We start from the raw sequence: 20,765 nt of genomic DNA, 5'->3' as shown, positions 1-20,765 counted from the left end.
CCTCAGCGTAGGACGGTCAACGGTGGCCGTTCGTCTCGCCGATCAGCTCGGAGACCTTCACGAACCGGTAGCCCTGCTTGCGCAGCTGCGGCACGACCGTGCGGACGACCCGCTCGGTGGTCGGGGCGGCGCTGCGGGTGCAGTGCATGACGACCACCGATCCGGGCTTCACCCCGTCCAGCACGTCCCGGACCACCGCGTCGGCGTCCGTGGCGAACGCGTCACCGCTCACCACGTCCCACTGCACCGCGGTGACCCCGACCCCGCTGAGCGCGCGCAGCGCCTGACGGTCGTAACAGCCGCCGGGGAAACGGAAGTACGGCAGCGGGTGGGGCACGCCCGCCTTGCGGATGGCGGCGTACGCCCGCTCGACGTCCGACTTCATCCGGTCTGCGCCGATGGTCGGCAGGCCGTAGCAGTCGTCGGTGAACGAGTAGTGGCTGTAGGAGTGGTTGGCGACTTCGAACTGCGGGTCGTGGCCGAGGGATTGGGCCTGGGCCGGGTACTGCTCGGCCCACCGACCGGTCATGAAGATGGTCGCCGGCACCTTCAGCGCGCGCAGGGTGCCGATCAGGTCCGGGTTGTCGAAGTGCTCGCCGGAGGCGGCGCGGGGCCCCTGGTCGGCGGTCATGTCGGCGTCGAAGGTCAGCGCGACGGTCTTGCCCAGGGTGCGCGGGCCGTGCTCGAACACCGGCGTCAGGCCGCCCGGACCCGGGGCGAGCACGGGCGGCCGCGAGGCGGCCGGCTTGGCGGGGGCCGGCCGCGCGGGGCCGGGGGTGCCCGCGGTACCGCAGGCGGCGAGGGCCGCGCCCAGGGCGCAGGCGGCAGTGACACTGCGTGCTACTGAAATCACAATATGAAAATAGTACTAATTGACCGGCTCTGCGGTCCTATGCACCCATGCGTGGCAGTACCGTCACCCACGCAGGTGGCGGGGGGCTGCTAGCGGCCGTACCTACCGGTCAGGGTCCCCGTCGCCAGGGTGTGGCCGGACAGGGCCTGGAGGAGGTCGTTGGGGGTGGCGTCGGGGGCGAGGTCCGGTCGGCGGTCGGCGGCGTACACCGTGAGGACGTAGTGGTGCGGGCTGTCGCCGCGGGGCGGGCAGGGGCCGCCGTAGCCCGTCTTCCCGAAGCCGTTGCGGCCCTCGGCCGCCCCCTTCGGGCCCTCGCCGGCCGTGAGGTGTGTGATGTGCGGGTCGATGTCCCACACCAGCCAGTGCGTGAAGGTGCCGCGTGGGGCGTCGGGGTCCTGGAGCAGAAAGGCCAGAGATGCGGTCTGCGGGGGTACGCCGGCAACGGCGAGCGGGGGTGAGACGTTCTCGCCGTCGCAGGTGTAGCGGCTCGGGATCGTGGCGGCGTCGGTGTACGCGGGGCTCGTGACCGTGAGCCTCAGGGTGGTGGGGGAAGGGGCCGAGGACGAGCCGCCCCCGTCCGCGCATCCCGGTACGACGGCCATCGCGGCCATGGCGATCACCCAACCTTTGCGCATGCCCGGCACGCTAGCTGGAGGGAGGCCCACCGTCCGCGTGCGGCGCGAGCTGTTGCTGGCCTTTCTCCTGCTGCTGGCCCCTCTCCAGGAAGTGCAGCAGCTCCACCGGGATGGGCAGGACCAGCGTGGAGTTCTTCTCGGCCGCCACCGCCATCACCGTCTGCAGCAGCCGCAGCTGGAGCGCGGCCGGTTGGTCGGACATCTGCGCGGCGGCCTCGGCGAGCTTCTTGGAGGCCTGCAGTTCGGCGTCGGCGTTGATGATCCGGGCCCGGCGCTCCCGGTCGGCCTCGGCCTGGCGGGCCATGGACCGCTTCATCGCGTCCGGCAGGGACACGTCCTTGATCTCCACCCGGTCGACCTGGATGCCCCAGCCGACGGCGGGGCTGTCGATCATCAGCTCCAGGCCCTCGTTGAGCTTCTCGCGGTTGGAGAGCAGATCGTCCAGTTCGCTCTTGCCGATGATCGAGCGCAGCGAGGTCTGCGCCATCTGCGAGACCGCGAACTTGTAGTCCTCGACCTTCACCAGCGCGCTCACCGAGTCGACCACCCGGAAGTAGACGACCGCGTCCACGCGCACGGTGACGTTGTCGCGGGTGATGCCCTCCTGGGCGGGGATCGGCATGGTCACGATCTGCATGTTGACCTTGTGCAGCCGGTCCACGAACGGGATCACCAGGTTCAGGCCCGGATCGCGTACGTCACCCGAGACCCGCCCGAGCCGGAAGAGCACACCCCGCTCGTACTGCTTGACGACTCGTGCCGCCATCGCCAGGTACACGACCCCGACGGAACCCAGTGCCGCAAGGGCCCCCAGCAGATCCTGGAGCATGGTGACCTCCTCAGGGAGAGGCCTTGCTTTGTGTCCGCTGCTGTAACGATAGTTCCGGGCCGGGGCGGAAGCCATGGGCGGTGGGGCGGAAGCCATGGGCGGTACGGAAAGGCCGGGCCAGGGTGCCGAGGGGCGTCGGCGCCCTGGCCCGGGGACGACGGCCGGGTGTCAGGCGACCGTGGCTCTGGCGGGCTCCTCAGGTGCGGTCACCTGCACCGGCTCGGTGCCCGTCGCGCTGTGTCGCTCGGCCCAGTTCTCCAGGGCCGTGCGGCAGGCGTGGTCCAGATGGTGCAGACCGGACAGGTCGAGCCGGACGGGGCGGTCCTGGGGCAGCGACTCCAGGCTGTCGAGGATCTTCGGCAGCCGCAGGAAGGTCGCGTTGCCCGACAGATACGCCTCGATGGGACCCGCGCCCTTGTCGACGACCTCCATCCGGAGGTGCGAGGCCTCCCAGGCCGTCTTGACGATCGCCAGTGCCAGGCCGATGAGCACGCCCTCGAACATGCTGACCGCCACGATCGACACGGCCGTCACGGCGAGGATCAGCGCCTCGCCGCGGTGCTCGCGCCACAGCACGGCCAGCGCCCGGACCGGCACCAGCTTGGCGCCGGAGTAGATCAGGATGCCCGCGAGAGCCGGGATCGGGATGTAGGCGAGCACGCCCGGCAGCAGGGCCGCGAACAGCAGCAGCCAGACGCCGTGCAGCACGCGGGACGCCTTCGTCCGGGCACCCGCCTGCACGTTGGCCGCGCTGCGCACGATCACCGCGGTCATCGGCAGCGCGCCGAGCAGCCCGCACACCGCGTTGCCCGCGCCCTGGGCGATCAGCTCCTTGTCGTACTCGGTGCGCGGCCCGTCGTGCAGCCGGTCCACGGCCGCCGCGCTGAACAGCGACTCGGCGGACGCGATCAGCGTGAACGCGACGACCGTGCCGAGCACCCCGACGCCGGCGAACTCGGCGAAGGCGCTCAGCGGCGGCGGCTGGACGGCGCCCAGCAGCCCCTTCACCTCGACGGTGGCCACCGGCAGGCTGAGCAGCAGCGCGGCCAGCGTGGCCAGGCCGACCGCGGCGAGCGGGCCGGGCACCGTACGCACCTTCGCCGGTGCGTGCTTCCACAGCGCCAGCACCAGGACGGTGCCGGCGCACAGGGCGAGCGAGGCGAGCGCGGCCCCGTCGCCGAGGGCGTCCAGGAACGCCCTCGGCAGCCCGGCCATCTTGCCCAGGCCCGAGTCGGGGGCCTTGGCCGCCATGGCCGGATACAGCTGGCCGGCGATCAGGACCAGACCGATTCCGGCCAGCATGCCCTCGACGACCGAGACCGAGATGGCCCGGAAGTACCGGCCCAGCTTCAGCGCGCCCATGAGCAGCTGGAGCAGGCCGGTGGTGAGCACGATGGCGCCGAGCATCGGCAGCCCGAACTCCTTGACCGCCTCGAAGACGAGCACGGTCAGTCCGGCGGCCGGTCCGGACACCTGCAGGCTGCTGCCGCGCATCAGCCCGGTGACGAGACCGCCCACGATGCCGGTGACCAGGCCGAGTTCGGCCGGCACCCCGGAGGCGACGGCCACGCCCACGCACAGCGGGAGCGCGACCAGGAAGACGACGAGGGAGGCGGCGAAGTCCTGCCTCAGATGCGGGAAACGGGATATGAGAGTGCTGTTCATCGGCGCGCTCACAGGGCTTCGAAGGTGTCGGTCTGCGGGCGGTGCGCGCGTACGGCGCCGGTGTGCACCTCGTAGTACCAGGCGTGCAGGCCGAGCTGACCCTGCGCCAGCTTGCGCTCGATGCACGGGTACGAGCGCAGCCGCAGCAGCTGGGTCAGGGCATGGGCCTGGACGCCCTCGGCGACCTCCGGGTCCTCGGCCGCGCCGGCCGGGCGCGGGGTGGCGTGCGCGAGCCAGTCGCGCACGGCGGGTACGGCGGTCAGGTCGTCGCCGCGCACCAGCGCGCCGACGGCACCGCAGTGCGAGTGCCCGCAGACGACGATGTCGCGGACGCCGAGCACCTCCACGGCGTACTCGATGGTGGCGGCCTCGCTGGTGGGGTGCTGCGAGGCGTACGGCGGGACGATGTTGCCCGCGGTGCGCAGCTCGAACAGCTCGCCGGGGCGGGCGCCCGTGATCAGGGCCGGGACGACCCGGGAATCGGAGCAGGTGATGAACAGGACCTGCGGGGACTGGCCTTCTGCGAGTTTGGCGAACTCCTCAGGGCGCTGTCCGAAGGTACGGGCGTTGTCGATGAGGGGCTGCATATGTGTGGACTCCTCCTGGCGCGCCGCAGCGGCGCGTCGGGCTTGCACGACGTTCGTGGTGGGGGAGGACGAGCCGTCTCTCAGCAGCGGAAGACCTGAAGAGCTGCCGGGGAGTGGGCTCTGGAGGATCTCGTGGTGCGGTGGTGCGGGGCACCGGATGCGGCCGGCGTGTGCGGGGCGGCCGCCTGGCGGGCTATGAGCGGGCGCTCCTGCGCCCAGCCGGAGGCGGAGCCGCGCTGCCGGTCGCGCAGGTGCGGGGAGCCCACGGGCTCTTTCGAAAGGCCCAGGGCGCACACCGGCTGTACGGAAGATGCCGCGCCGGCCCTGGTCTTGGCCTTTGCTTCACTGAGCGTGTGCGCGGATGCGAAGGTTCCCGTGGGTGCGAAGAGCTGCAGGGCGAGCAGGGCGACGGTAAAGAGGGCAAGTGCGGTCCGGGTCGTCGTACCTCGGAACATGCGCCCCCCTTCCGGAAGTTCACACCTCTAGCCCACACCAAACATTGGTCAATGGATGGTCAAGAAACACATTAACCCTGCAAAGACCTTTGCAGGGTTAACGGAGGGTTACGGACGCAAGAGTGCGTGAAAAGTGCGGGTCGGGTGGCGTGAACTGGCCCTTGACTACGAGCTGACGAGCCCCTTCGCGTCCCGGGCCAGCGCGGTGAGCCGGGATATCGCGCGGAAGTACTTCTTGCGGTAGCCGCCGTTCAGCATCTCCTCGCTGAACAACTGGTCGAACGGCATGCCGGAGGCGAGTACCGGGACCTCACGGTCGTAGAGCCGGTCCGCCAGCACCACCAGCCGCAGCGCCGTCGACTGGTCCGGCACCGGCCGCACATCGGTGAGGCACACCGCCTTCAGCCCGTCGGTCAGGGCGCCGTACCGGCTCGGGTGCACCTTGGCCAGGTGGTCCAGCAGATGCGGGAAGTCGTCCAGCGAGGCGCCCGCGGTGGCGTACGCCGCCTTGGTCACCTGCTCGTCCGAGTACGGCGCCGGAGCCTCGGGCAGGCCGCGGTGGCGGTAGTCCTCGCCGTCGATGCGCAGGGCGCGGAAGTGGGCGGACAGGCCCTGGATCTCGCGCAGGAAGTCGGCGGCGGCGAACCGGCCCTCGCCGAGCTTCCCGGGCAGCGTGTTGGAGGTGGCGGCCAGCGCCACGCCCGCCTCGACCAGCTTGCCGAGCAGCGTGGAGACGAGCACGGTGTCGCCGGGGTCGTCCAGCTCGAACTCGTCGATGCACAGCAGGCGGTGGCCGCTGAGCGTCTGCACGGTCTGCTGGAAGCCGAGCGCGCCGACCAGGTTGGTCAGCTCCACGAAGGTGCCGAACGCCTTGAGCGCGGGCTCCGCCGGGGTGGCGTGCCACAGGGAGGCCAGCAGGTGGGTCTTGCCGACGCCGTAGCCGCCGTCCAGGTAGACACCGCGGGGGCCCGCCGGGGCCTTGGGCGCCTTGGCCCGGCCGAATCCGAAGAAGCCGCGCTTGCCGCCGCCGACGGCGTGGGCGCCGCCGAGCCCGGCCGCGAAGCCGTCCAGTACCCCGACGGCCTCGGTCTGGCTGGGCTGGTTCGGGTCCGGGATGTACGTGGCGAAGCGCACCGAGTCGAAACGCGGCGGCGGCACCATCTCGGCGACCAGTCGGTCCGCGGGGACGTGCGGCTCACGGGCGCACAGGGACTGCGGGCCCGCATCGGTCAAAGGGCTGGAACCGGGGGCGGCGGTGGAGGACGACACGGTTACCCATGCTAAGCGCCGTGTCACACTGCACGACATGCGACGCCTGTTCCCTGTGACCTACGAAACAGCAGCCCAGGCCTTCGGTGGGGGCTCGGAGGGGGAGGAGGTGCCTGGGGCGGCCGGTGCTCATGCCGCTCATGCGCTCGGTCAGGCCGCCATGGACCACCTGCTGATGAACCGCGAGTGGACCCTCGCCGAGCTGGCCGCCGCCTACGCGTACCCGGAGACGGGCTCCGGGCGCCGGCAGCCCTGGCTGCGGGCCAACATGGTCTCGACCCTCGACGGCGCCGCCCAGCACGAGGGGCACTCCCAGCCCATCTCCAGCGCGGCCGACATGCGCGTCTTCGGTACGCTCCGCGCCCTCGCGGACGTGATCGTGGTGGGCGCGGAAACGGTACGGCAGGAGGGGTACCGCCCGGCACGCGCGCGTGCGGAGTTCGCGGCGGCCCGGCAGGCCGCGGGGCAGGGCCCGGCCCCGGCGATCGCGATCGTCACCGCCGGCCTGGACCTGGACTTCACCCTCCCGCTGTTCACCTCGCCCCTGGTGCCCACCCTGATCCTCACCGGTGCCTCCGCCGCCCCGGACCGGGTCGCGGCCGCCGAGAAGTCCGGCGCCCGGGTGGTCGTCGCCGGGGAGGGTGCGGGCATCGACCCGGCCCGCGCGGTACGCGCCCTCGCCGACCTCGGCCACACCCGGCAGCTCACCGAGGGCGGGCCCCGGCTGCTCGGCCAGCTGGTGGCCGCGGACGTGCTCGACGAGCTGTGTCTGACCGTGTCCCCGATGCTCAGCGCGGGGAACGCGCAGCGCATCGCCGGGGGGCCGTCCGTCACCGTGCCGCGCCGCTTCGAACTCGCGTCCCTGCTGGAAGAGGACGGTTTCCTGTTCAGTCGTTACCGTCGGTCCTGAAATCGGCGGAATCAGCCGTTCCGTTTAGCTTCGGGCGGGCAGACTAGCTCCGGCACTACCCGTGCGATCACGGGGCAGGATGGTTTCCGCAGGGCCCTGCAGGGCCCACGGAGGGAAGAGGCGCCGCGTGTTCACAAGCGTTCTGATGATCGAGAAGGCCCTGACGTCCGCCGACGTGGAGTTCGTCACCACCTTGCACGGAGACGAGCCGGTCTCCTTCCATGTGCTCCTCCAGCCGCGCGGCGACCAGGCGGACCGGCTGCTGCGGGCCATCGACGACATCGCGCTCGGCGAACTCGACGAGGCGCGGCGTGAGGGGTCCACGCCGGAGGGGGAGGAGGCGCGGAGTGTCGGGCAGCAGGCTCTCGATGTGTCCGTCCAGGCCCTGCGGGGCGCCGGCAGTGAGGCCGAGGGGCGGTTGGTCGAGGATCATCCGCTGGACGCGCTGAAGTCTTTGGTCGCGGAGGTCGGTGCGGATGAGGTGATCGTGCTGACCGATCCTCACTATGTGGAGGAGTTCTTCCATCGGGACTGGGCTTCTCGGGCTCGGCACAAGGTGGGGGTGCCGGTGCTGAAACTGTTCTCGCACAGTAAGGCCTAGTCGCCGTGGGGCCTGTGGTGTGTCGGCGGCTGCGGCGGCGTCGTGGCTTGTCGCGCCCACGCGGCGGAGCCGCATGTCGGAGACAGCCCCGCGCCCCTGAGTGGGACCAGCTGTGCCCGTTGCTAAGTGACCCGGGTTCCAGCGCATAGGCTAGGGGCGCTCAGCCCCGCACCGGATCTTATGGAGACTTGCATGGCACCCGGACTTCCTGCCGCCATGGACCGACCGCACTTCATCGGCATCGGCGGTGCTGGGATGTCGGGTATCGCCAAGATCCTCGCGCAGCGCGGGGCCGAGGTGGCCGGGAGTGACGCCAAGGAGTCGGCGACCGCCGAGGCGCTGCGGGCGCTCGGTGCGACCGTGCACATCGGGCATGCCGCCGAGCACCTCGCCGACGACGCGAGCTGTGTCGTGGTGTCGTCGGCGATCCGCGAGGACAACCCGGAGCTGGCCCGCGCCGCCGAGCTGGGCGTCCCGGTGGTGCACCGGTCCGACGCGCTGGCCGCGCTGATGCTGGGGCTGCGGCCGATCGCCGTGGCCGGTACCCACGGCAAGACCACGACGACCTCGATGCTGGCGGTCTCGCTGAGCGAGCTGGGCCGCGAGCCGTCGTACGCCATCGGCGGCGACCTGGACGCGCCCGGCTCGAACGCGCTGCACGGCGAGGGCGACATCTTCGTCGCCGAGGCCGACGAGTCGGACCGCAGCTTCCACAAGTACGCGCCCGAGGTCGCCATCGTCCTCAACGTCGAGCTGGACCACCACGCCAACTACGCCTCGATGGACGAGATCTACGAGTCCTTCGAGACCTTCGCCGGGAAGATCGTGCCCGGCGGGACGCTGGTGATCTCCGCCGACCACGAGGGTGCGCGGGAGCTGACGCGGCGGCTGGACGGGTCGGTGAAGACCGTGACGTACGGAGAGGCCGCTGACGCCGATGTGCGGGTCCTGTCCGTCGTACCGCAGGGGCTGAAGAGCCAGGTCACCGCCGTGCTGGACGGGCGGGAGCTGACCTTCGAGGTCTCCGTGCCCGGCCGCCACTACGCGCTCAACGCGGTCGCCGCGCTGGCCGCCGGTGCGGCCCTGGGCGTTCCCGCCGAGGAGCTGGCGCCCGCGCTGGCCGCCTACACCGGGGTCAAGCGGCGCCTGCAGCTCAAGGGCGAGGCGGCCGGTGTGCAGGTGATCGACTCCTACGCCCACCACCCCACCGAGATGACCGCCGACCTGGAGGCCATGCGCGGCGCCGCCGGTGACTCCCGGATCCTGGTCGTCTTCCAGCCGCACCTCTTCTCCCGCACCCAGGAGCTGGGCAAGGAGATGGGCGAGTCCCTGGCGCTCGCCGACGCCTCGGTCGTGCTCGACATCTACCCGGCCCGTGAGGACCCGATCCCCGGGGTGACCAGCGAGCTGATCATCGAGGCAGCGCGCGCGGCGGGCGCCGACGTCACCGCCGTGCACGACAAGGCGGAGATCCCCGCGGTGATCGCGGGAATGGCGAAGCCCGGTGATCTCGTTCTCACCATGGGCGCGGGCGACGTGACCGACCTGGGCCCGCAGATCCTGGACCGCCTGTCGCAGCAGTAAGCAGCAGTAAAGGGGCTGAGGCTCATGTCGTACGACGTCGAGAAGCCGGACGAGCAGTGGCGCGCGGAGCTGACGCCGGCCGAGTACGCCGTGCTGCGCCAGGCCGGCACCGAACCGGCCTTCACCGGTGAGTACACGGACACCAAGACCAAGGGCGTCTACTCCTGTCGCGCCTGCGGTGCCGAACTGTTCACCTCCACGACCAAGTTCGAGTCGCACTGCGGCTGGCCGTCCTTCTACGACCCGAAGGACACCGACGCGGTGGAGCTGATCGAGGACCGCTCGCACGGCATGGTCCGCACCGAGGTGCGCTGCGCCCGCTGCGGCTCCCACCTCGGCCATGTGTTCGAGGGTGAGGGCTATCCGACCCCCACCGACCAGCGGTACTGCATCAACAGCATCTCGCTGCGGCTGGCGCCCGACGAGGCCTGACGCGGCGTGGCTCCACGGGCGGCCGGGACACCAGTGGCTGGTGCCCGGCTTGCCCCGGTTTGAGATTCTGTGAGGGTGATGGGTGTCGCGCGCTGGATCCAGGCCCGTCGCAGGCACGTGCCCGCCGACAGCCACCGAGCGGACGGGGCCGGTGAGCCGGAGGGCGAGGAGGTCCGGCTGACGGCGCTGCGGGCCGCCGCGGGCGCGATCGGTACGACGCTCGACGAGGAAACCACCTGCTCCGAGCTGACCCGGGCCGTCGTGCGGCTGGCGGGCGGCGCGGCCGCGGTCATGCGCCGGACCGGGAAGACCGTCTCCGGGTACGAGGCGATCGCCGGAGATCCGGACGTGCTGCCCGATGTCCGGTGGGCCACGGCCGTGGCCCTGGAAGCGGGCACCCCGGCGGTCGACAGACAACCGGAGCCCTGGATCGAGCAGCCGCCCGGCAGCCGCGGCCGACCCGCGCTCTGTGCGCCTCTGACCAGCGGAGACGACCAGTACGGTGTCCTGGTCGCGGGGCGGCACGGAGCGCGGTTCACCCGTTCGGAGGCCGAGCGGCTCGCCCTCCTCGCCGAACGCGCCGCCTCCCACATCCGGCACGCTCGCGCCTACGACCTGGTCAGCCAGACGGCCGGTGACCTGCAACGCGCGCTGCTGGCGGAGCCCGGCCGACCGCACCCGAACCTGGACGTCGCGATCCGCTACCTCCCGGCCGGCAGCAGCCGGGTGCTGGTCGGCGGCGACTGGTGCGAGACCGTACGGCTCCATTTCGGCCGCACCCTGCTGGTCGTCGGCGACGTGATGGGCCACGGCCTGGAGGCGGCGGTCGACATGAGCGCCTACCGCTCCTCGCTGCGCTACATCGCCTCCTCCGACCTGCCCCCACACCGCGTGCTGCGGCAGATGGACGACATCGCCGCCGGCGAGGCCGAGCGGAGGCCGGCCACCTGTCTGCTGGCGCGGATCGACCCCGGCCGGGGGCAGGTCACGCTCTCCAGCGCCGGTCATCTGCCGCCCGTGCTCATTAGCGGGGACGGGCGGACCGCACCGCTGCCCGTGCCGGTCGGGCCGCCGCTCGGCACCGGTTTCGGCGGCTACGAGTCGGCCACCCACCAGCTGGCCCCCGACCAGACCCTGGTGCTCTTCACCGACGGGCTCGTGGAACGCCGAGGTGAGGACATCGACACCTCCATGGCCCGCCTGTCCGCCCTGCGTTTCACCGGCCATGGCGTGGACGAGGTCCTGGACACCATCCTGACCAACCTGGACGCACGCCACGCGGAGGACGACGTGGCGGTCCTCGCGGCACGGCCGCGCCCGCGGCGGGAGAGCGCGGAACTGGAGGACGGCGTCGAGGTGATGGGTTCCTGAACCGTCCCAAGGAGGCGGGGCTTCTTCAGCGCGCGGCCCGCAGGGGCAGGCCGACCGTGAACACCGTCAGCCCCTCCTCCCGCTCCAGCCCGAGGCTCCCGCCGTGCGCCTCCACCAGCCCCCGCGCCACCGACAGCCCCAGCCCGCTGCCGCCCCGGTCCCGGCTGCGGGCCTTGTCCACCCGGTAGAAGCGGTCGAAGACGCGGTCCCGGTCGGCGGCCGGGATGCCGGGGCCCGCGTCGGCGACCCGGACCAGGGCGGCGTCGGACGTGACGGACACCGCCAGCGACACGCTCGTACCGGCCGGAGTGTGCACCGCGGCGTTGGTGAGCAGGTTGTCCAGCACCTGCCGGATGCGGTGCGGGTCAAGGCGCAGCTTCACCGAGGCCGGCCCCGGCGCGAGGGTCAGCGGGCGCTCCGGGTGGCCGGCCCGGAAGGCGGCGGCCGCCTCCTCGGCCAGCTCCACCAGATCCGCGTCCTGCGGCCGCAGCGGCGCGTCCACCTCCGCCGCGTCCAGGCGCGCGAGCAGCAGCAGGTCGTCCAGCAGAACGCCCATCCGGGCGGCCTCGGCGCGCAGCCGGGCCAGGTGCCTGTCCCGTTCCCCGGGGGCGTTCGCGGCGGCGTACTGGAAGAGGTCCGCGTAGCCCCGTACCGACATCAGCGGCGTGCGCAGCTCGTGCGAGGCGTCCGCGACGAAGCGGCGCAGCCGCTGCTCGGCCTCCGCGCGCACGGCGAGCGCGTCGTCGATGTGGTCCAGCATCGTGTTGAAGGCGGTGCGCAGCTCCGCCACCTCCGGGCCGCCGTCCCGCCCGTCCGCGCGCACCGGCAGCCGCGCCGCCGACTCCGTCAGATCGTGCGAGGCGATGCCGTGGGCGGTGTGCGCCATGTCGCTGAGCGGTTTGAGGCCGCGCCTGAGCGTCCTGCGGCCGAACACCACGAGCGCCAGCAGCGCGAGCCCGAAGGTGACCACCTGGACCGTGACCAGCCGCCGTACCGTGTTCTCGATGTCGTCGAGGGGTGCGCCACTGACCAGGACCACACCCGGCTCGACCTCGCAGGCGCGCAGCCGGTACTCGCCCTGGCCCGTGAGGTGCTCGGTGCGCAGCACCTCGGTGCCCGCGGCGATCTGCGCCCTGGCCACGGCGGTGACGTCGGCGATGTCCTGGGGCAGGTCGGTGCTCTCCTCGGGCCTGCGCAGGACGGGGGTGCCGTCCGACACGTCGTACACCGCGTAGTACCAGCGGTAGTACTTCTTGCCCTGGAGCGTGCCCTGCTCCGCGATGCTCTTGGACTGGGCGACCTGGGCGAGCCCCAACTGGGCGTCGAGCTGGTCCGACAGATAGTTCCGCATGTACGTCGTCAGGGCCGTGCCGACCACCGCGAACACCACCAGGGACAGTGCGCCCAGCCCGAGGGCCAGGCGGGTGCCGAGGCGGAGTCTGCCGTAGGCGTGGCGCAGCCGGGCGATCACCGGGCGGCCTGCCGCACGGCGTACCCGAAGCCCCGCACGGTGTGGATCAGCGGCTCGGCGCCCGGCTCGTCGAGCTTGCGGCGCAGCCGGCTGACGACCAGCTCGACGACGTTCGAGCGGCCGCCGAAGCCGTACTCCCACACGTGGTCGAGGATCTGCGCCTTGGTGAGCACCGAAGGCGACCTGCGCATCAGATAGCGCAGCACCTCGAACTCGGTGGGCGTGAGGGCGAGCAGCCGCCCCGCCCGGCGGACCTCGCGGGTGTCCTCGTCCAGCGTCAGGTCGGCGACCCGCAGCACGGACCGCTGGAAGCCGGGTCCCGCGCTGCGCCGCAGCACCGTACGGAGCCGGGCCATCAGCTCCTCCACCGCGAACGGCTTGACCAGGTAGTCGTCCCCGCCCCGGGTGAGCCCGGCGACCCGGTCGGCGACGCCGTCGCGTGCGGTGAGGAACACCACCGGCACCATCGTCCCGGAGCCGCGCAGCCGGTCGAGCACGCCGAAGCCGTCCACGTCGGGCAGCATCAGGTCCAGGACGACGATGTCCGGCCGGAACTCGGCGGCCCGGGTGAGCGCCTCCTCGCCGGAGTACGCCGTGACCGCCTCCCAGCCCTCGTACCGGGCGACCGTGGCGACGAGGTCGGCGATCGGAGGGTCGTCGTCCACGACCAGCAGTCGTACTTTCTCCACCCGCTCATACTCCTTCACGGGCCCTGTCGCGCCAGACCCGGCCGTCCCCACCAGGCACATCGATATCCAGTTGAAAGTTGTCCGACAGGAAAACGACAGCATCCCCGGGCGAAGCTCGACTCCCAGGTCCCGATCTAGGAGCTGCCCGCCCGTGACGACCCTCCAGTCCCGTCCCGCGCCCCCCACGGCGATACGCCCCCGGGTCGTGGCCCGCACCGGCCTGTACGCCCTGCTGGCCGCCAACGCCGTCGTCGTGGCCGTGCTCTTCACCGATGCCGGTCTCGGCTCCAACGCGCTGATCCTCATCGGCCGCCTCGCCGGGCTCTACGGCGCCCTCGTCATGGCCTTCCAGCTGCTGCTGGTGGCCCGGCTGCCCTGGCTGGACCGCCGCATCGGCATGGACCGGCTCACCTCCTGGCACCGCTGGACCGGCTTCGCCGTGCTCTGGACCCTCCTCGCGCACCTGGTCTTCATCACCTTCGGGTACGCCCAGCTGTCCTCCCTGGACCCGGTGGACCAGCTCGTCGACCTGGCCGAGACCACCGAGGGCGTGCTGCGGGCGATCGTCGCCTTCGCCCTGATCGTGGTCGTGGGCGCGGTGTCCGCGCGCTGGGCCCGGCGCCGACTCGCGTACGAGACCTGGCACTTCATCCACCTGTACACCTACCTGGCCGTCCTGCTGGCCTTCAGCCACCAGGTCGCGGCCGGTACGACCTTCACCGCGTCCACCGCCGCGCGGGCCTACTGGTACACGGTGTGGGGCACGGCCCTCGGCGCGGTCCTCGTGGGCCGGCTGGTCCTGCCGCTGTGGCGCAACCTGCGGCACCGGCTGCGGGTGACGGCCGTCGTCGCCGAGTCCGACACCGTCGTCTCGGTGTACGTCACCGGCCGCGACCTCGACCGGCTGCCCGCCGCTGCCGGGCAGTTCTTCCTCTGGCGGTTCCTGACCCCGGGCCGCTGGTGGCAGGCCAACCCGTTCTCACTGTCGGCCGCCCCCGACGGGCGGCAGCTCCGGCTGACCGTCAAGACCGCCGGCGAGGGCACGGCCGCCCTGCGCCGGATCGAGCCCGGCACCCGCGTCTTCGCCGAGGGCCCCTACGGCGCCTTCACCACCCTGCACCGCACCCGCCCCGACAGCCTGCTCATCGCGGGCGGGGTCGGCATCACCCCGATCCGCGCCCTGCTGGAGGACATCGAGGGCCACGCCGTCCTCCTTTACCGGGTGACGGCGGAGCGGGACGCGGTCCTGTACGAGGAGCTGTCCGAGCTGGCCGCCGCCAAGGGCGCCCAGCTGCACCTGGTCACCGGTCCTGCCGACCCCGGCCTGCTCGCACCCCGCGAACTGGCCCGCCTGGTCCCGGACATCGGCGACCGTGACGTGTTCGTGTGCGGCCCGCCCGGGATGACCGCCGCGGTCCTGCGCAGCCTGCGCGACATGGGCGTGCCCAAGCGGCAGATCCACTTCGAGCGCTTCAGCCTGGCGGGATGAGGAGAACGACACCGTGAAGCGAGCACTGCCCGTCCTGGTCCTCACCGTCGCCGGACTCGTCCCGCTGTGGCGCTACGAGCCGTCCCACGGGACCACGGCCACCGAGGCACCCACGACCGCCACGACCCCGAGCGCCTCCGCGTCCGGCCGGGTCGTGGCCGGGCCGACCGTCACCACCGAGAAGGGGGACGTCCAGGTCGAGGTGACCCTCGACGGGGACCGGATCAGCTCCGTGCGGATGCTGAAGCAGCCGGACAGCCCGCAGACCAAGGGCGCCGTACCGACGCTGATCCAGGAGACGCTCAAGGCGCAGAGCGCCGACGTCGACACGGTCTCCGGGGCCACGGTCACCAGCGAGGGGTACAAGAAGTCGCTGCAGGCCGCGCTGGACGAGGCGTAGATGCTGCGGCGGGTCGAGCACGTGATGGGCTTCCCGGTGTCGCTGCGGATCGACGACGAGGGCGCCTGGGACCCCGTGGCCGACGAGGCGTTCGCCTGGCTGCGTGCGGTGGACCGCCGGTTCAGCCCCTTCCGGGCGGACAGCGAGGTGTCCCGGCTGGACCGGGGCGAGCTGGCGGCCGGCGCGGTGAGCGCGGACCTCGCCGAGGTCCTGGGCCTGTGCGAGGAGTACCGGACCGCGACCGGCGGCGCCTTCGACGCCCGGCTGCCGGGACGGGGGCCAGGGGGTGTCTGCTGGACCAGGTCGGCGGGAAGCGACCCCGCGTCGCCGGCATGGTCCAGTAGACGCCGCCTAGACCCCTGCGCGGTGGTCAAGGGCTGGTCGGTGCAGCGGGCGGCGGAGCTGCTGACGGCCGCCGGGGCACGGCGGTTCTGCCTCAACGCCGGAGGCGACGTCGTGGTCTCCGGCGGGCCGTGGCGCGTCGGGATACGGCACCCCGAGGACGCCGGCCAGGTGTGCGCGGTGCTGGAGGTGACCGACGGGGCGGTGGCGACCTCCGGGCGGTACGAGCGCGGCGACCACATCCTCGACGGACGCACCGGCCGCCCGGCGACCGGGCTGCTCAGCCTGACCGTGCTGGCCCCGACCCTGACCGAGGCGGACGCCACTGCCACGGCCGCCTTCGCGCTGGGCGAGGAGGGCGTGGCCTGGGCCGCCGCCCGGGCCGGCTGCGAGGTGTTCGCGGTCGACGCCGGGCGGCGGGTGGTGCGGACGGCAGGGGTGCCGATGGCCGGGGTCAGCTGACGTCGGAGGGGTCCAGGCGGTACAGTCCGCTGCTCGTGGACGTGGACGTGGACGTGGACGTAGACGCCGAAGTAGATGTCGAAACAGACGTCGAAGTCGAGCCGTAGGCCGAGGACTTCACCGCCGTACCGTGCTTCTTCACCCAGGCGGTGATCTCCGCGTTGCTGCCCTGGCCGCTGTCGCCGACGACGATGTAGTGCAGCTTGCCCTCCTTCACCAGGGTCTTGAGCTTGGCGAGGGTCATGGCGTCGTCGCTGCCGGACCAGCCGCCCATGGAGATGACGGGTTCGCCCGACTCCAGGATCACCGAGGCGGCGGTCTGGTCGGTGGCCACGGCGAGCAGCCAAGTGGCGCCGTCCTGGTGCTTCTTGAGGTACGTGATCATCTCGGAGGTGACCTGGGTGCCGCCGCCCATGCCGCCGCCGGTGGGCCGGGTACCCGCGCTCCGAGGCGATGCGGTCGGCGCGCTGCTCGTCGCGGGCGCGCCCTTCATACCGCTCGTGCTCGGCCGCTGCCCGCCGCCACCGCCCGGACCTCCGCCCATGCCCCCGGTGCCGGGACCGGCCGTCGGATTGGTGCCGTTGGGGCTGGAGCCGGCCGCCGAGACCGCGTACGCGGTGGGACCGGCGAGCAGCGCGACCACGGCCGCCAGCGCCGCGACGCCCATCAGCCGGCGCCGCTCGAGGAACCGTCCGGCCAGGAGCCCGGTCACCGCGAGGGACCCCGCCACCGCGATCACGGCCTCCGCCACGGAGTAGAGGGTCCCGGAGACCCGCTCCAGCAGGACGACGGCCCACACCGCGCTCCCCGCGACGGCCGCCGGAAGCACCCAGGACCACCGGACGGAGCCTTCCCGGAAGGCCCGGTACAGCATGACCCCGCCCGCACCGGCCAGCGCCGCGATGCCCGGGGCCATGGCGGTGACGTAGTAGGGGTGGAAGGTGCCCTCGGCGAGGGAGAACGTCAGGTAGTGCAGGACGAACCAGCCGCCCCACAGGAGGAGTCCGGCCCGCTGGGCGTCCGTGCGCGGGGCCCGGCCGCGCAGCACCAGGCCGGCCACGAGTGCCACGGCGGCGAAGGGGATCAGCCAGGAGATCTGGCCGCCCATGATGTCGTTGAACATCCGGTACAGGCCCGCGCTGCCGCCGAAGCTCGCCCCGTTGCCCTGCGCGCCCACCGACGAACTCGCCCCGAAGATCCGGCCGAAGCCGTTGTAGCCGATGACCAGGTCCCACACCGTGTTGTCCGTCGAGCCGCCGATGTAGGGCCGCTCGGCGGCCGGGATCAGGTCGACGACCACCATCCACCAGGTGCTGGAGACGACGAGCGCGAGCGTGCCGACGGCGAGATTGCGGATCCGGCGGCCGAGCGAGGTGTGCGCGGCCCACAGGTACACGACGAAGAACGCGGGGAGGACGACGTACGCCTGCATCATCTTCGTGTTGAAGGCGAAGCCGATCGCCACCGCCGACCACGCGAGCGGCAGGAGCCTGCCGGTGCGCACGGCCTTCAGCAGGGCGGCCGCGCCCAGCAGCATCAGCAGGACCAGGATCGGGTCCGGGTTGGTGTCCCGGTTGATGGCCACCGTGATCGGCGTCAGGGCGAGCGCCAGGGCGGCGACGGTCGCCGCGACCGGGCCGAAGTCCCGCTTGACCATGCGGTGCAGCAGAGCCACCGAGCCGACGCCCGCCGCGGCCATCGGCAGCACCAGCTGCCAGGTGCCGTAGCCGAAGAGACGCGCGGACAGGCCCATCACCCACAGGGCGAACGGGGGCTTGTCGACGGTGATGAAGCTGCCCGCGTCGAGCGCGCCGAAGAAGAACGCCTTCCAGCTCTTCGTGCCGCTGTAGACGGCCGCGTCGTAGAAGGAGTTGCCGCTGAGCGAGGTCAGGTTCCAGGTGTACAGGGCCGCGGCCAGCACCAGGACCGCCCACAGCGCGGGCCGGGCCCAGCGGGGGTCCGGCGGGGCGGCGCGGCGCACGCCTTCCCTGCCGGGCGGCGGGGACTGCTTGCGGTGCGGCGGGGCGAGGATCGTCATGGCGCGTGCTCCCAACAGGAGGAAGGGTCCTGGCCGTGACGATCGGGGCCGCGTCTGGGGGATCTCTGAGTCCTCGCTGAGCGCGGCATGAGATTCAGGCAACTCACAGGTCAGGCACAGTCCGGTCACGCCGGGCTGCCAGGCGCTCTCCGGTCAAAGTGCTGCAACACTCGCCGTCTAGACTCTCCCCGCAACGGCCCAGGCTTCGCCAAAACCTGCCAAATCCGAAGGGTACGCGGCGTTTTGATACGGATAGATGCAGTCACCAAGCGGTACCCGGACGGCACGGTGGCCGTCGACCGGCTCTCGTTGGACATCCCCGACCGCGCGATCACCGTCCTCGTCGGCCCCTCCGGCTGCGGCAAGACGACGACCCTGCGGATGATCAACCGGATGGTGGAGCCCAGCGAGGGCAGCATCCTCCTCGACGGCCAGGACATCCGGCAGCAGCCGGTCAACACCCTGCGCCGGTCGATGGGATACGTCATCCAGAACGCCGGTCTCTTCCAGCACCGCACCATCCTCGACAACATCGCGACCGTGCCCCGCCTGCTCGGCTGGAGCAAGCAGAAGGCGCGGGAGCGGGCCGCGGAGCTGATGGAGCGGGTCGGGCTCGACACCGCGCTCGCCAAGCGGTACCCGTACCAGCTCTCCGGCGGCCAGCAGCAGCGCGTCGGCGTGGCCCGGGCGCTCGCCGCCGACCCGCCGGTGCTGCTGATGGACGAGCCGTTCTCCGCCGTCGACCCGATCGTGCGCAAGGGCCTCCAGGACGAACTTCTGCGCATCCAGGACGAGCTGGGCAAGACCATCGTCTTCGTCACCCACGACATCGACGAGGCCATCAAGCTGGGCACGATGGTCGCCGTGCTGCGCACCGGCGGCAGGCTCGCCCAGTTCGCCCCGCCGGCCGAGCTGCTCAGCGCGCCCGCCGACCCGTTCGTGGAGGACTTCCTCGGCGCCGACCGGGGCATCCGGCGGCTCTCCTTCTTCCCGTCCACCGAACTGGAGTTGCAGACGGCTCCCGTGGTCGCGATCGACGCGGGCGCGGAGAAGCTCGCCTCCCGCGGCGCGGCCCCCTACCTCCTGGTGACGGACGTCGACGGCAGGCCGCTCGGCTGGGGCACGCCGGACGACCTCACCGCCGGTGAGATCGACCGGGACCGACTGCTGCCGTACGGGCGGCCGTTCGTGCCCGGCACGGACTCGCTGCGCACCGCGCTCGACGGGGCCGTGCTCTCGCCGACCGGCTGGGCCGTGGCCGTGGACGGCGAGGGGCGCGCCGTCGGCGTCGTCTCCCAGCAGGTGATCGGCGAGGCGATCCGCGCCGCCCACACCGCGGGCCGGCCGGATGCGAAGGCCGCGCGATGAGCGGCTTCTTCGACATCCCGAGCGACCTCCAGAACAGCTACTTCGGCCTGATCGGCCTGCACCTGCGGGAGGCCCTGCTGCCGGTACTGGCCGGGCTGCTCGTCTCGCTGCCCGTGGCCCAGCTCTGCGTACGGTTCCGCTGGCTCTACCCGCCCGTGTTCGGTGTGACCACCGTGCTGTACGCCATCCCGTCCCTGGCCTTCTTCGTCGTCCTCATCGACTACACCGGCCAGACCGAGACCACGGTGATGATCCCGCTCGCCGTCTACAGCCTGGTGGTGCTGGTCCCCGCGATCGTGGACGGCGTCCGCTCGGTGCCGCCGGAGACCCTCGCCGCGGCCACGGCCATGGGCCTGGGACCCGTACGGCGTTATCTCCAGGTCCAGTTGCCCATCGCCGTACCGGCGATCATCGCGGGCCTGCGGGTGGCGACCGTGTCGAGCATCTCCCTGGTCAGCGTCGGCATGCTGATAGGCAACCAGGGCGCCCTCGGCAATCTGCTGCACGACGCCCAGATCTACAACCGGCCCCTGCTCGCCGTGAACTCCGTGGTGACGACGGCTGTACTGGCCGTCCTGGTCGACGCGGTGCTGGTCGGCGTGCGTGTTCTGCTGACCCCCTGGATGCCGAAGGAGCGCGCGGCCCGGTGAACGTCCTGCACTTCGTCAACGCCTTCTTCGGCGACAGCGCCCGCTGGCACGGCTACGACGGCATCCCGTACCGCGTCGTCGAGCACCTCCAGTACTCCCTGGAGGCGCTCGCCTTCGCCGCCGCGATCGGGCTGCCGATCGGCCTGGTCACCGGGCACTACGGGCGCGGCGGCAACGTGCTCGCGCTGATCGCCACCGCGGCCCGGGCGCTGCCCACCTTCGGCCTGCTGGTGCTGTTGGTCACCTGGCTGAGCTTCAGCACGGGGCTCGTGATGATCCCGCTGGTCGTGCTCGCCATCCCGCCGATCCTGGTCACGACCTACGAAGCGGTCCGGTCCGTGGACCCCTCCCCGGTGGACGCCGCCCGGGGCATGGGCATGCCGGAGTCACGGGTCCTCTTCCAGGTGGAACTCCCGGTCGCGCTCCCGCTGATCCTCAGCGGACTGCGCTCGGCCGCCATCCAGATCGTCTCGACGGCCACCATCGCCGCGTACGTCAGCCTCGGCGGCCTCGGCCGCTACATCATCGACGGCCTCTACCAGAAGAACTACGAGAAGGTCGTCGGCGGCGCCACCCTGGTCGCCGGGATGGCGCTCGCGACCCTCCTGGTGTTCTGGGCGGTGTCCCGGATCGTGGTCTCGCCGGGAGTGCGCCGGAGCAACTGA

At 72.0% G+C, this 20,765-nt stretch carries 21 protein-coding genes; 11 read left to right on the top strand and 10 right to left on the bottom strand.

Going from position 1 to position 20,765, the window contains the following annotated elements; all coding sequences use genetic code 11:
- Window positions 1-16: 16 nt before the first annotated feature.
- The 7 genes from CRP49_RS01475 to zapE all read right to left on the bottom strand — a co-directional run bounded on the left by CRP49_RS01475 (window position 17) and on the right by zapE (window position 6,293).
- The gene (locus CRP49_RS01475) at window positions 17-853 is read right to left on the bottom strand and encodes a polysaccharide deacetylase family protein (RefSeq protein ID WP_097251788.1); all 837 of its coding nucleotides are present in this window, start codon (window positions 851-853) and stop codon (window positions 17-19) included.
- Window positions 854-942: 89 nt separating this feature from the next.
- Window positions 943-1,488 (bottom strand): YbhB/YbcL family Raf kinase inhibitor-like protein, encoded by a 546-nt coding sequence (locus CRP49_RS01470; RefSeq protein WP_218892950.1) that lies wholly within the window; start codon window positions 1,486-1,488, stop codon window positions 943-945.
- A 10-nt stretch (window positions 1,489-1,498) separates the two neighbouring features.
- On the bottom strand, window positions 1,499-2,317 hold the full coding sequence (locus CRP49_RS01465; protein WP_097251787.1) for a slipin family protein: 819 nt from the start codon (window positions 2,315-2,317) through the stop codon (window positions 1,499-1,501).
- A 168-nt stretch (window positions 2,318-2,485) separates the two neighbouring features.
- Entirely contained in the window at window positions 2,486-3,982 is a 1,497-nt protein-coding gene (locus tag CRP49_RS01460; protein ID WP_097251786.1) for a SulP family inorganic anion transporter, read from the bottom strand.
- An 8-nt stretch (window positions 3,983-3,990) separates the two neighbouring features.
- Window positions 3,991-4,569 carry a carbonic anhydrase gene (locus CRP49_RS01455; RefSeq protein ID WP_097251785.1) on the bottom strand — a complete coding sequence of 193 codons (579 nt, stop codon included), beginning with the start codon at window positions 4,567-4,569 and terminating at the stop codon, window positions 3,991-3,993.
- Between the two features lie 80 nt (window positions 4,570-4,649).
- Window positions 4,650-5,024 carry a hypothetical protein gene (locus CRP49_RS01450; RefSeq protein ID WP_097251784.1) on the bottom strand — a complete coding sequence of 125 codons (375 nt, stop codon included), beginning with the start codon at window positions 5,022-5,024 and terminating at the stop codon, window positions 4,650-4,652.
- Window positions 5,025-5,189: 165 nt separating this feature from the next.
- The gene (gene zapE, locus CRP49_RS01445) at window positions 5,190-6,293 is read right to left on the bottom strand and encodes a cell division protein ZapE (protein ID WP_097251783.1); all 1,104 of its coding nucleotides are present in this window, start codon (window positions 6,291-6,293) and stop codon (window positions 5,190-5,192) included.
- Window positions 6,294-6,330: 37 nt separating this feature from the next.
- On the opposite strand from zapE, the gene CRP49_RS01440 reads away from it, so the two are divergent.
- From CRP49_RS01440 to CRP49_RS01420, 5 genes are all read left to right on the top strand, one after another.
- Window positions 6,331-7,203 carry a pyrimidine reductase family protein gene (locus CRP49_RS01440; RefSeq protein WP_097251782.1) on the top strand — a complete coding sequence of 291 codons (873 nt, stop codon included), beginning with the start codon at window positions 6,331-6,333 and terminating at the stop codon, window positions 7,201-7,203.
- A gap of 127 nt (window positions 7,204-7,330) precedes the next feature.
- Window positions 7,331-7,804: an indole-3-glycerol phosphate synthase gene (locus tag CRP49_RS01435; protein ID WP_179851466.1), complete on the top strand. Its 474-nt coding sequence runs from the start codon at window positions 7,331-7,333 to the stop codon at window positions 7,802-7,804.
- 192 nt (window positions 7,805-7,996) lie between these two features.
- Window positions 7,997-9,388, top strand: coding sequence for a UDP-N-acetylmuramate--L-alanine ligase (gene murC / locus CRP49_RS01430; RefSeq protein ID WP_097251781.1), 1,392 nt, complete (start codon window positions 7,997-7,999; stop codon window positions 9,386-9,388).
- 24 nt (window positions 9,389-9,412) lie between these two features.
- Window positions 9,413-9,820 carry a peptide-methionine (R)-S-oxide reductase MsrB gene (msrB, locus tag CRP49_RS01425; protein WP_097251780.1) on the top strand — a complete coding sequence of 136 codons (408 nt, stop codon included), beginning with the start codon at window positions 9,413-9,415 and terminating at the stop codon, window positions 9,818-9,820.
- A 78-nt stretch (window positions 9,821-9,898) separates the two neighbouring features.
- A complete protein-coding gene (locus CRP49_RS01420; RefSeq protein WP_257033292.1) occupies window positions 9,899-11,191 on the top strand; it encodes a PP2C family protein-serine/threonine phosphatase in 1,293 nt (430 codons plus the stop codon).
- A 25-nt stretch (window positions 11,192-11,216) separates the two neighbouring features.
- On the opposite strand, the gene CRP49_RS01415 is transcribed toward CRP49_RS01420, so the two are convergent.
- Window positions 11,217-12,662 carry a cell wall metabolism sensor histidine kinase WalK gene (locus CRP49_RS01415; protein ID WP_097251778.1) on the bottom strand — a complete coding sequence of 482 codons (1,446 nt, stop codon included), beginning with the start codon at window positions 12,660-12,662 and terminating at the stop codon, window positions 11,217-11,219.
- Window positions 12,659-13,351, bottom strand: coding sequence for a response regulator transcription factor (locus CRP49_RS01410; protein ID WP_097251777.1), 693 nt, complete (start codon window positions 13,349-13,351; stop codon window positions 12,659-12,661). The genes CRP49_RS01415 and CRP49_RS01410 overlap by 4 nt, the downstream gene beginning before the upstream one ends.
- Window positions 13,352-13,502: 151 nt before the next feature.
- On the opposite strand from CRP49_RS01410, the gene CRP49_RS01405 reads away from it, so the two are divergent.
- Genes CRP49_RS01405 through CRP49_RS01395 form a run of 3 tightly spaced genes read left to right on the top strand, consistent with a single transcriptional unit; the run spans window position 13,503 to window position 16,044 of the window.
- Window positions 13,503-14,840 carry a ferric reductase-like transmembrane domain-containing protein gene (locus CRP49_RS01405; RefSeq protein WP_097251776.1) on the top strand — a complete coding sequence of 446 codons (1,338 nt, stop codon included), beginning with the start codon at window positions 13,503-13,505 and terminating at the stop codon, window positions 14,838-14,840.
- Between the two features lie 13 nt (window positions 14,841-14,853).
- On the top strand, window positions 14,854-15,240 hold the full coding sequence (locus CRP49_RS01400; protein ID WP_094222378.1) for an FMN-binding protein: 387 nt from the start codon (window positions 14,854-14,856) through the stop codon (window positions 15,238-15,240).
- A 3-nt stretch (window positions 15,241-15,243) separates the two neighbouring features.
- On the top strand, window positions 15,244-16,044 hold the full coding sequence (locus CRP49_RS01395) for an FAD:protein FMN transferase (RefSeq protein WP_097257142.1): 801 nt from the start codon (window positions 15,244-15,246) through the stop codon (window positions 16,042-16,044).
- On the opposite strand, the gene CRP49_RS01390 is transcribed toward CRP49_RS01395, so the two are convergent.
- Window positions 16,037-18,082: a glycosyltransferase family 39 protein gene (locus CRP49_RS01390; protein ID WP_097251775.1), complete on the bottom strand. Its 2,046-nt coding sequence runs from the start codon at window positions 18,080-18,082 to the stop codon at window positions 16,037-16,039. The genes CRP49_RS01395 and CRP49_RS01390 overlap by 8 nt on opposite strands.
- 243 nt (window positions 18,083-18,325) lie before the next feature.
- Between CRP49_RS01390 and CRP49_RS01385 the strand changes: the two genes are divergently transcribed.
- Genes CRP49_RS01385 through CRP49_RS01375 form a run of 3 tightly spaced genes read left to right on the top strand, consistent with a single transcriptional unit; the run spans window position 18,326 to window position 20,765 of the window.
- The gene (locus tag CRP49_RS01385) at window positions 18,326-19,450 is read left to right on the top strand and encodes an ABC transporter ATP-binding protein (protein WP_179851465.1); all 1,125 of its coding nucleotides are present in this window, start codon (window positions 18,326-18,328) and stop codon (window positions 19,448-19,450) included.
- A complete protein-coding gene (locus tag CRP49_RS01380; RefSeq protein WP_094222380.1) occupies window positions 19,447-20,100 on the top strand; it encodes an ABC transporter permease in 654 nt (217 codons plus the stop codon). The genes CRP49_RS01385 and CRP49_RS01380 overlap by 4 nt, the downstream gene beginning before the upstream one ends.
- Window positions 20,097-20,765 carry an ABC transporter permease gene (locus CRP49_RS01375; RefSeq protein WP_097251774.1) on the top strand — a complete coding sequence of 223 codons (669 nt, stop codon included), beginning with the start codon at window positions 20,097-20,099 and terminating at the stop codon, window positions 20,763-20,765. Before CRP49_RS01380 ends, CRP49_RS01375 begins: the two co-directional genes overlap by 4 nt.

This window comes from Streptomyces sp. Ag109_G2-15 (assembly GCF_900215565.1).
Lineage (GTDB): Bacteria > Actinomycetota > Actinomycetes > Streptomycetales > Streptomycetaceae > Streptomyces > Streptomyces diastatochromogenes.
The sequence above is the reverse complement of the archived record's forward strand: the minus strand, read 5'-3'. Positions and strand labels throughout refer to the sequence as shown.

Coding starts and splice junctions, on each gene's coding strand:
- CRP49_RS01470 (WP_218892950.1), bottom strand. CDS start 1,488: ATGCGCAAAGGTTGGGTGATCGCCATGGCCGCGATGGCCGTCGTACCG.
- CRP49_RS01465 (WP_097251787.1), bottom strand. CDS start 2,317: ATGCTCCAGGATCTGCTGGGGGCCCTTGCGGCACTGGGTTCCGTCGGG.
- CRP49_RS01460 (WP_097251786.1), bottom strand. CDS start 3,982: ATGAACAGCACTCTCATATCCCGTTTCCCGCATCTGAGGCAGGACTTC.
- CRP49_RS01455 (WP_097251785.1), bottom strand. CDS start 4,569: ATGCAGCCCCTCATCGACAACGCCCGTACCTTCGGACAGCGCCCTGAG.
- CRP49_RS01450 (WP_097251784.1), bottom strand. CDS start 5,024: ATGTTCCGAGGTACGACGACCCGGACCGCACTTGCCCTCTTTACCGTC.
- CRP49_RS01440 (WP_097251782.1), top strand. CDS start 6,331: ATGCGACGCCTGTTCCCTGTGACCTACGAAACAGCAGCCCAGGCCTTC.
- murC (WP_097251781.1), top strand. CDS start 7,997: ATGGCACCCGGACTTCCTGCCGCCATGGACCGACCGCACTTCATCGGC.
- msrB (WP_097251780.1), top strand. CDS start 9,413: ATGTCGTACGACGTCGAGAAGCCGGACGAGCAGTGGCGCGCGGAGCTG.
- CRP49_RS01420 (WP_257033292.1), top strand. CDS start 9,899: ATGGGTGTCGCGCGCTGGATCCAGGCCCGTCGCAGGCACGTGCCCGCC.
- CRP49_RS01390 (WP_097251775.1), bottom strand. CDS start 18,082: ATGACGATCCTCGCCCCGCCGCACCGCAAGCAGTCCCCGCCGCCCGGC.
- CRP49_RS01380 (WP_094222380.1), top strand. CDS start 19,447: ATGAGCGGCTTCTTCGACATCCCGAGCGACCTCCAGAACAGCTACTTC.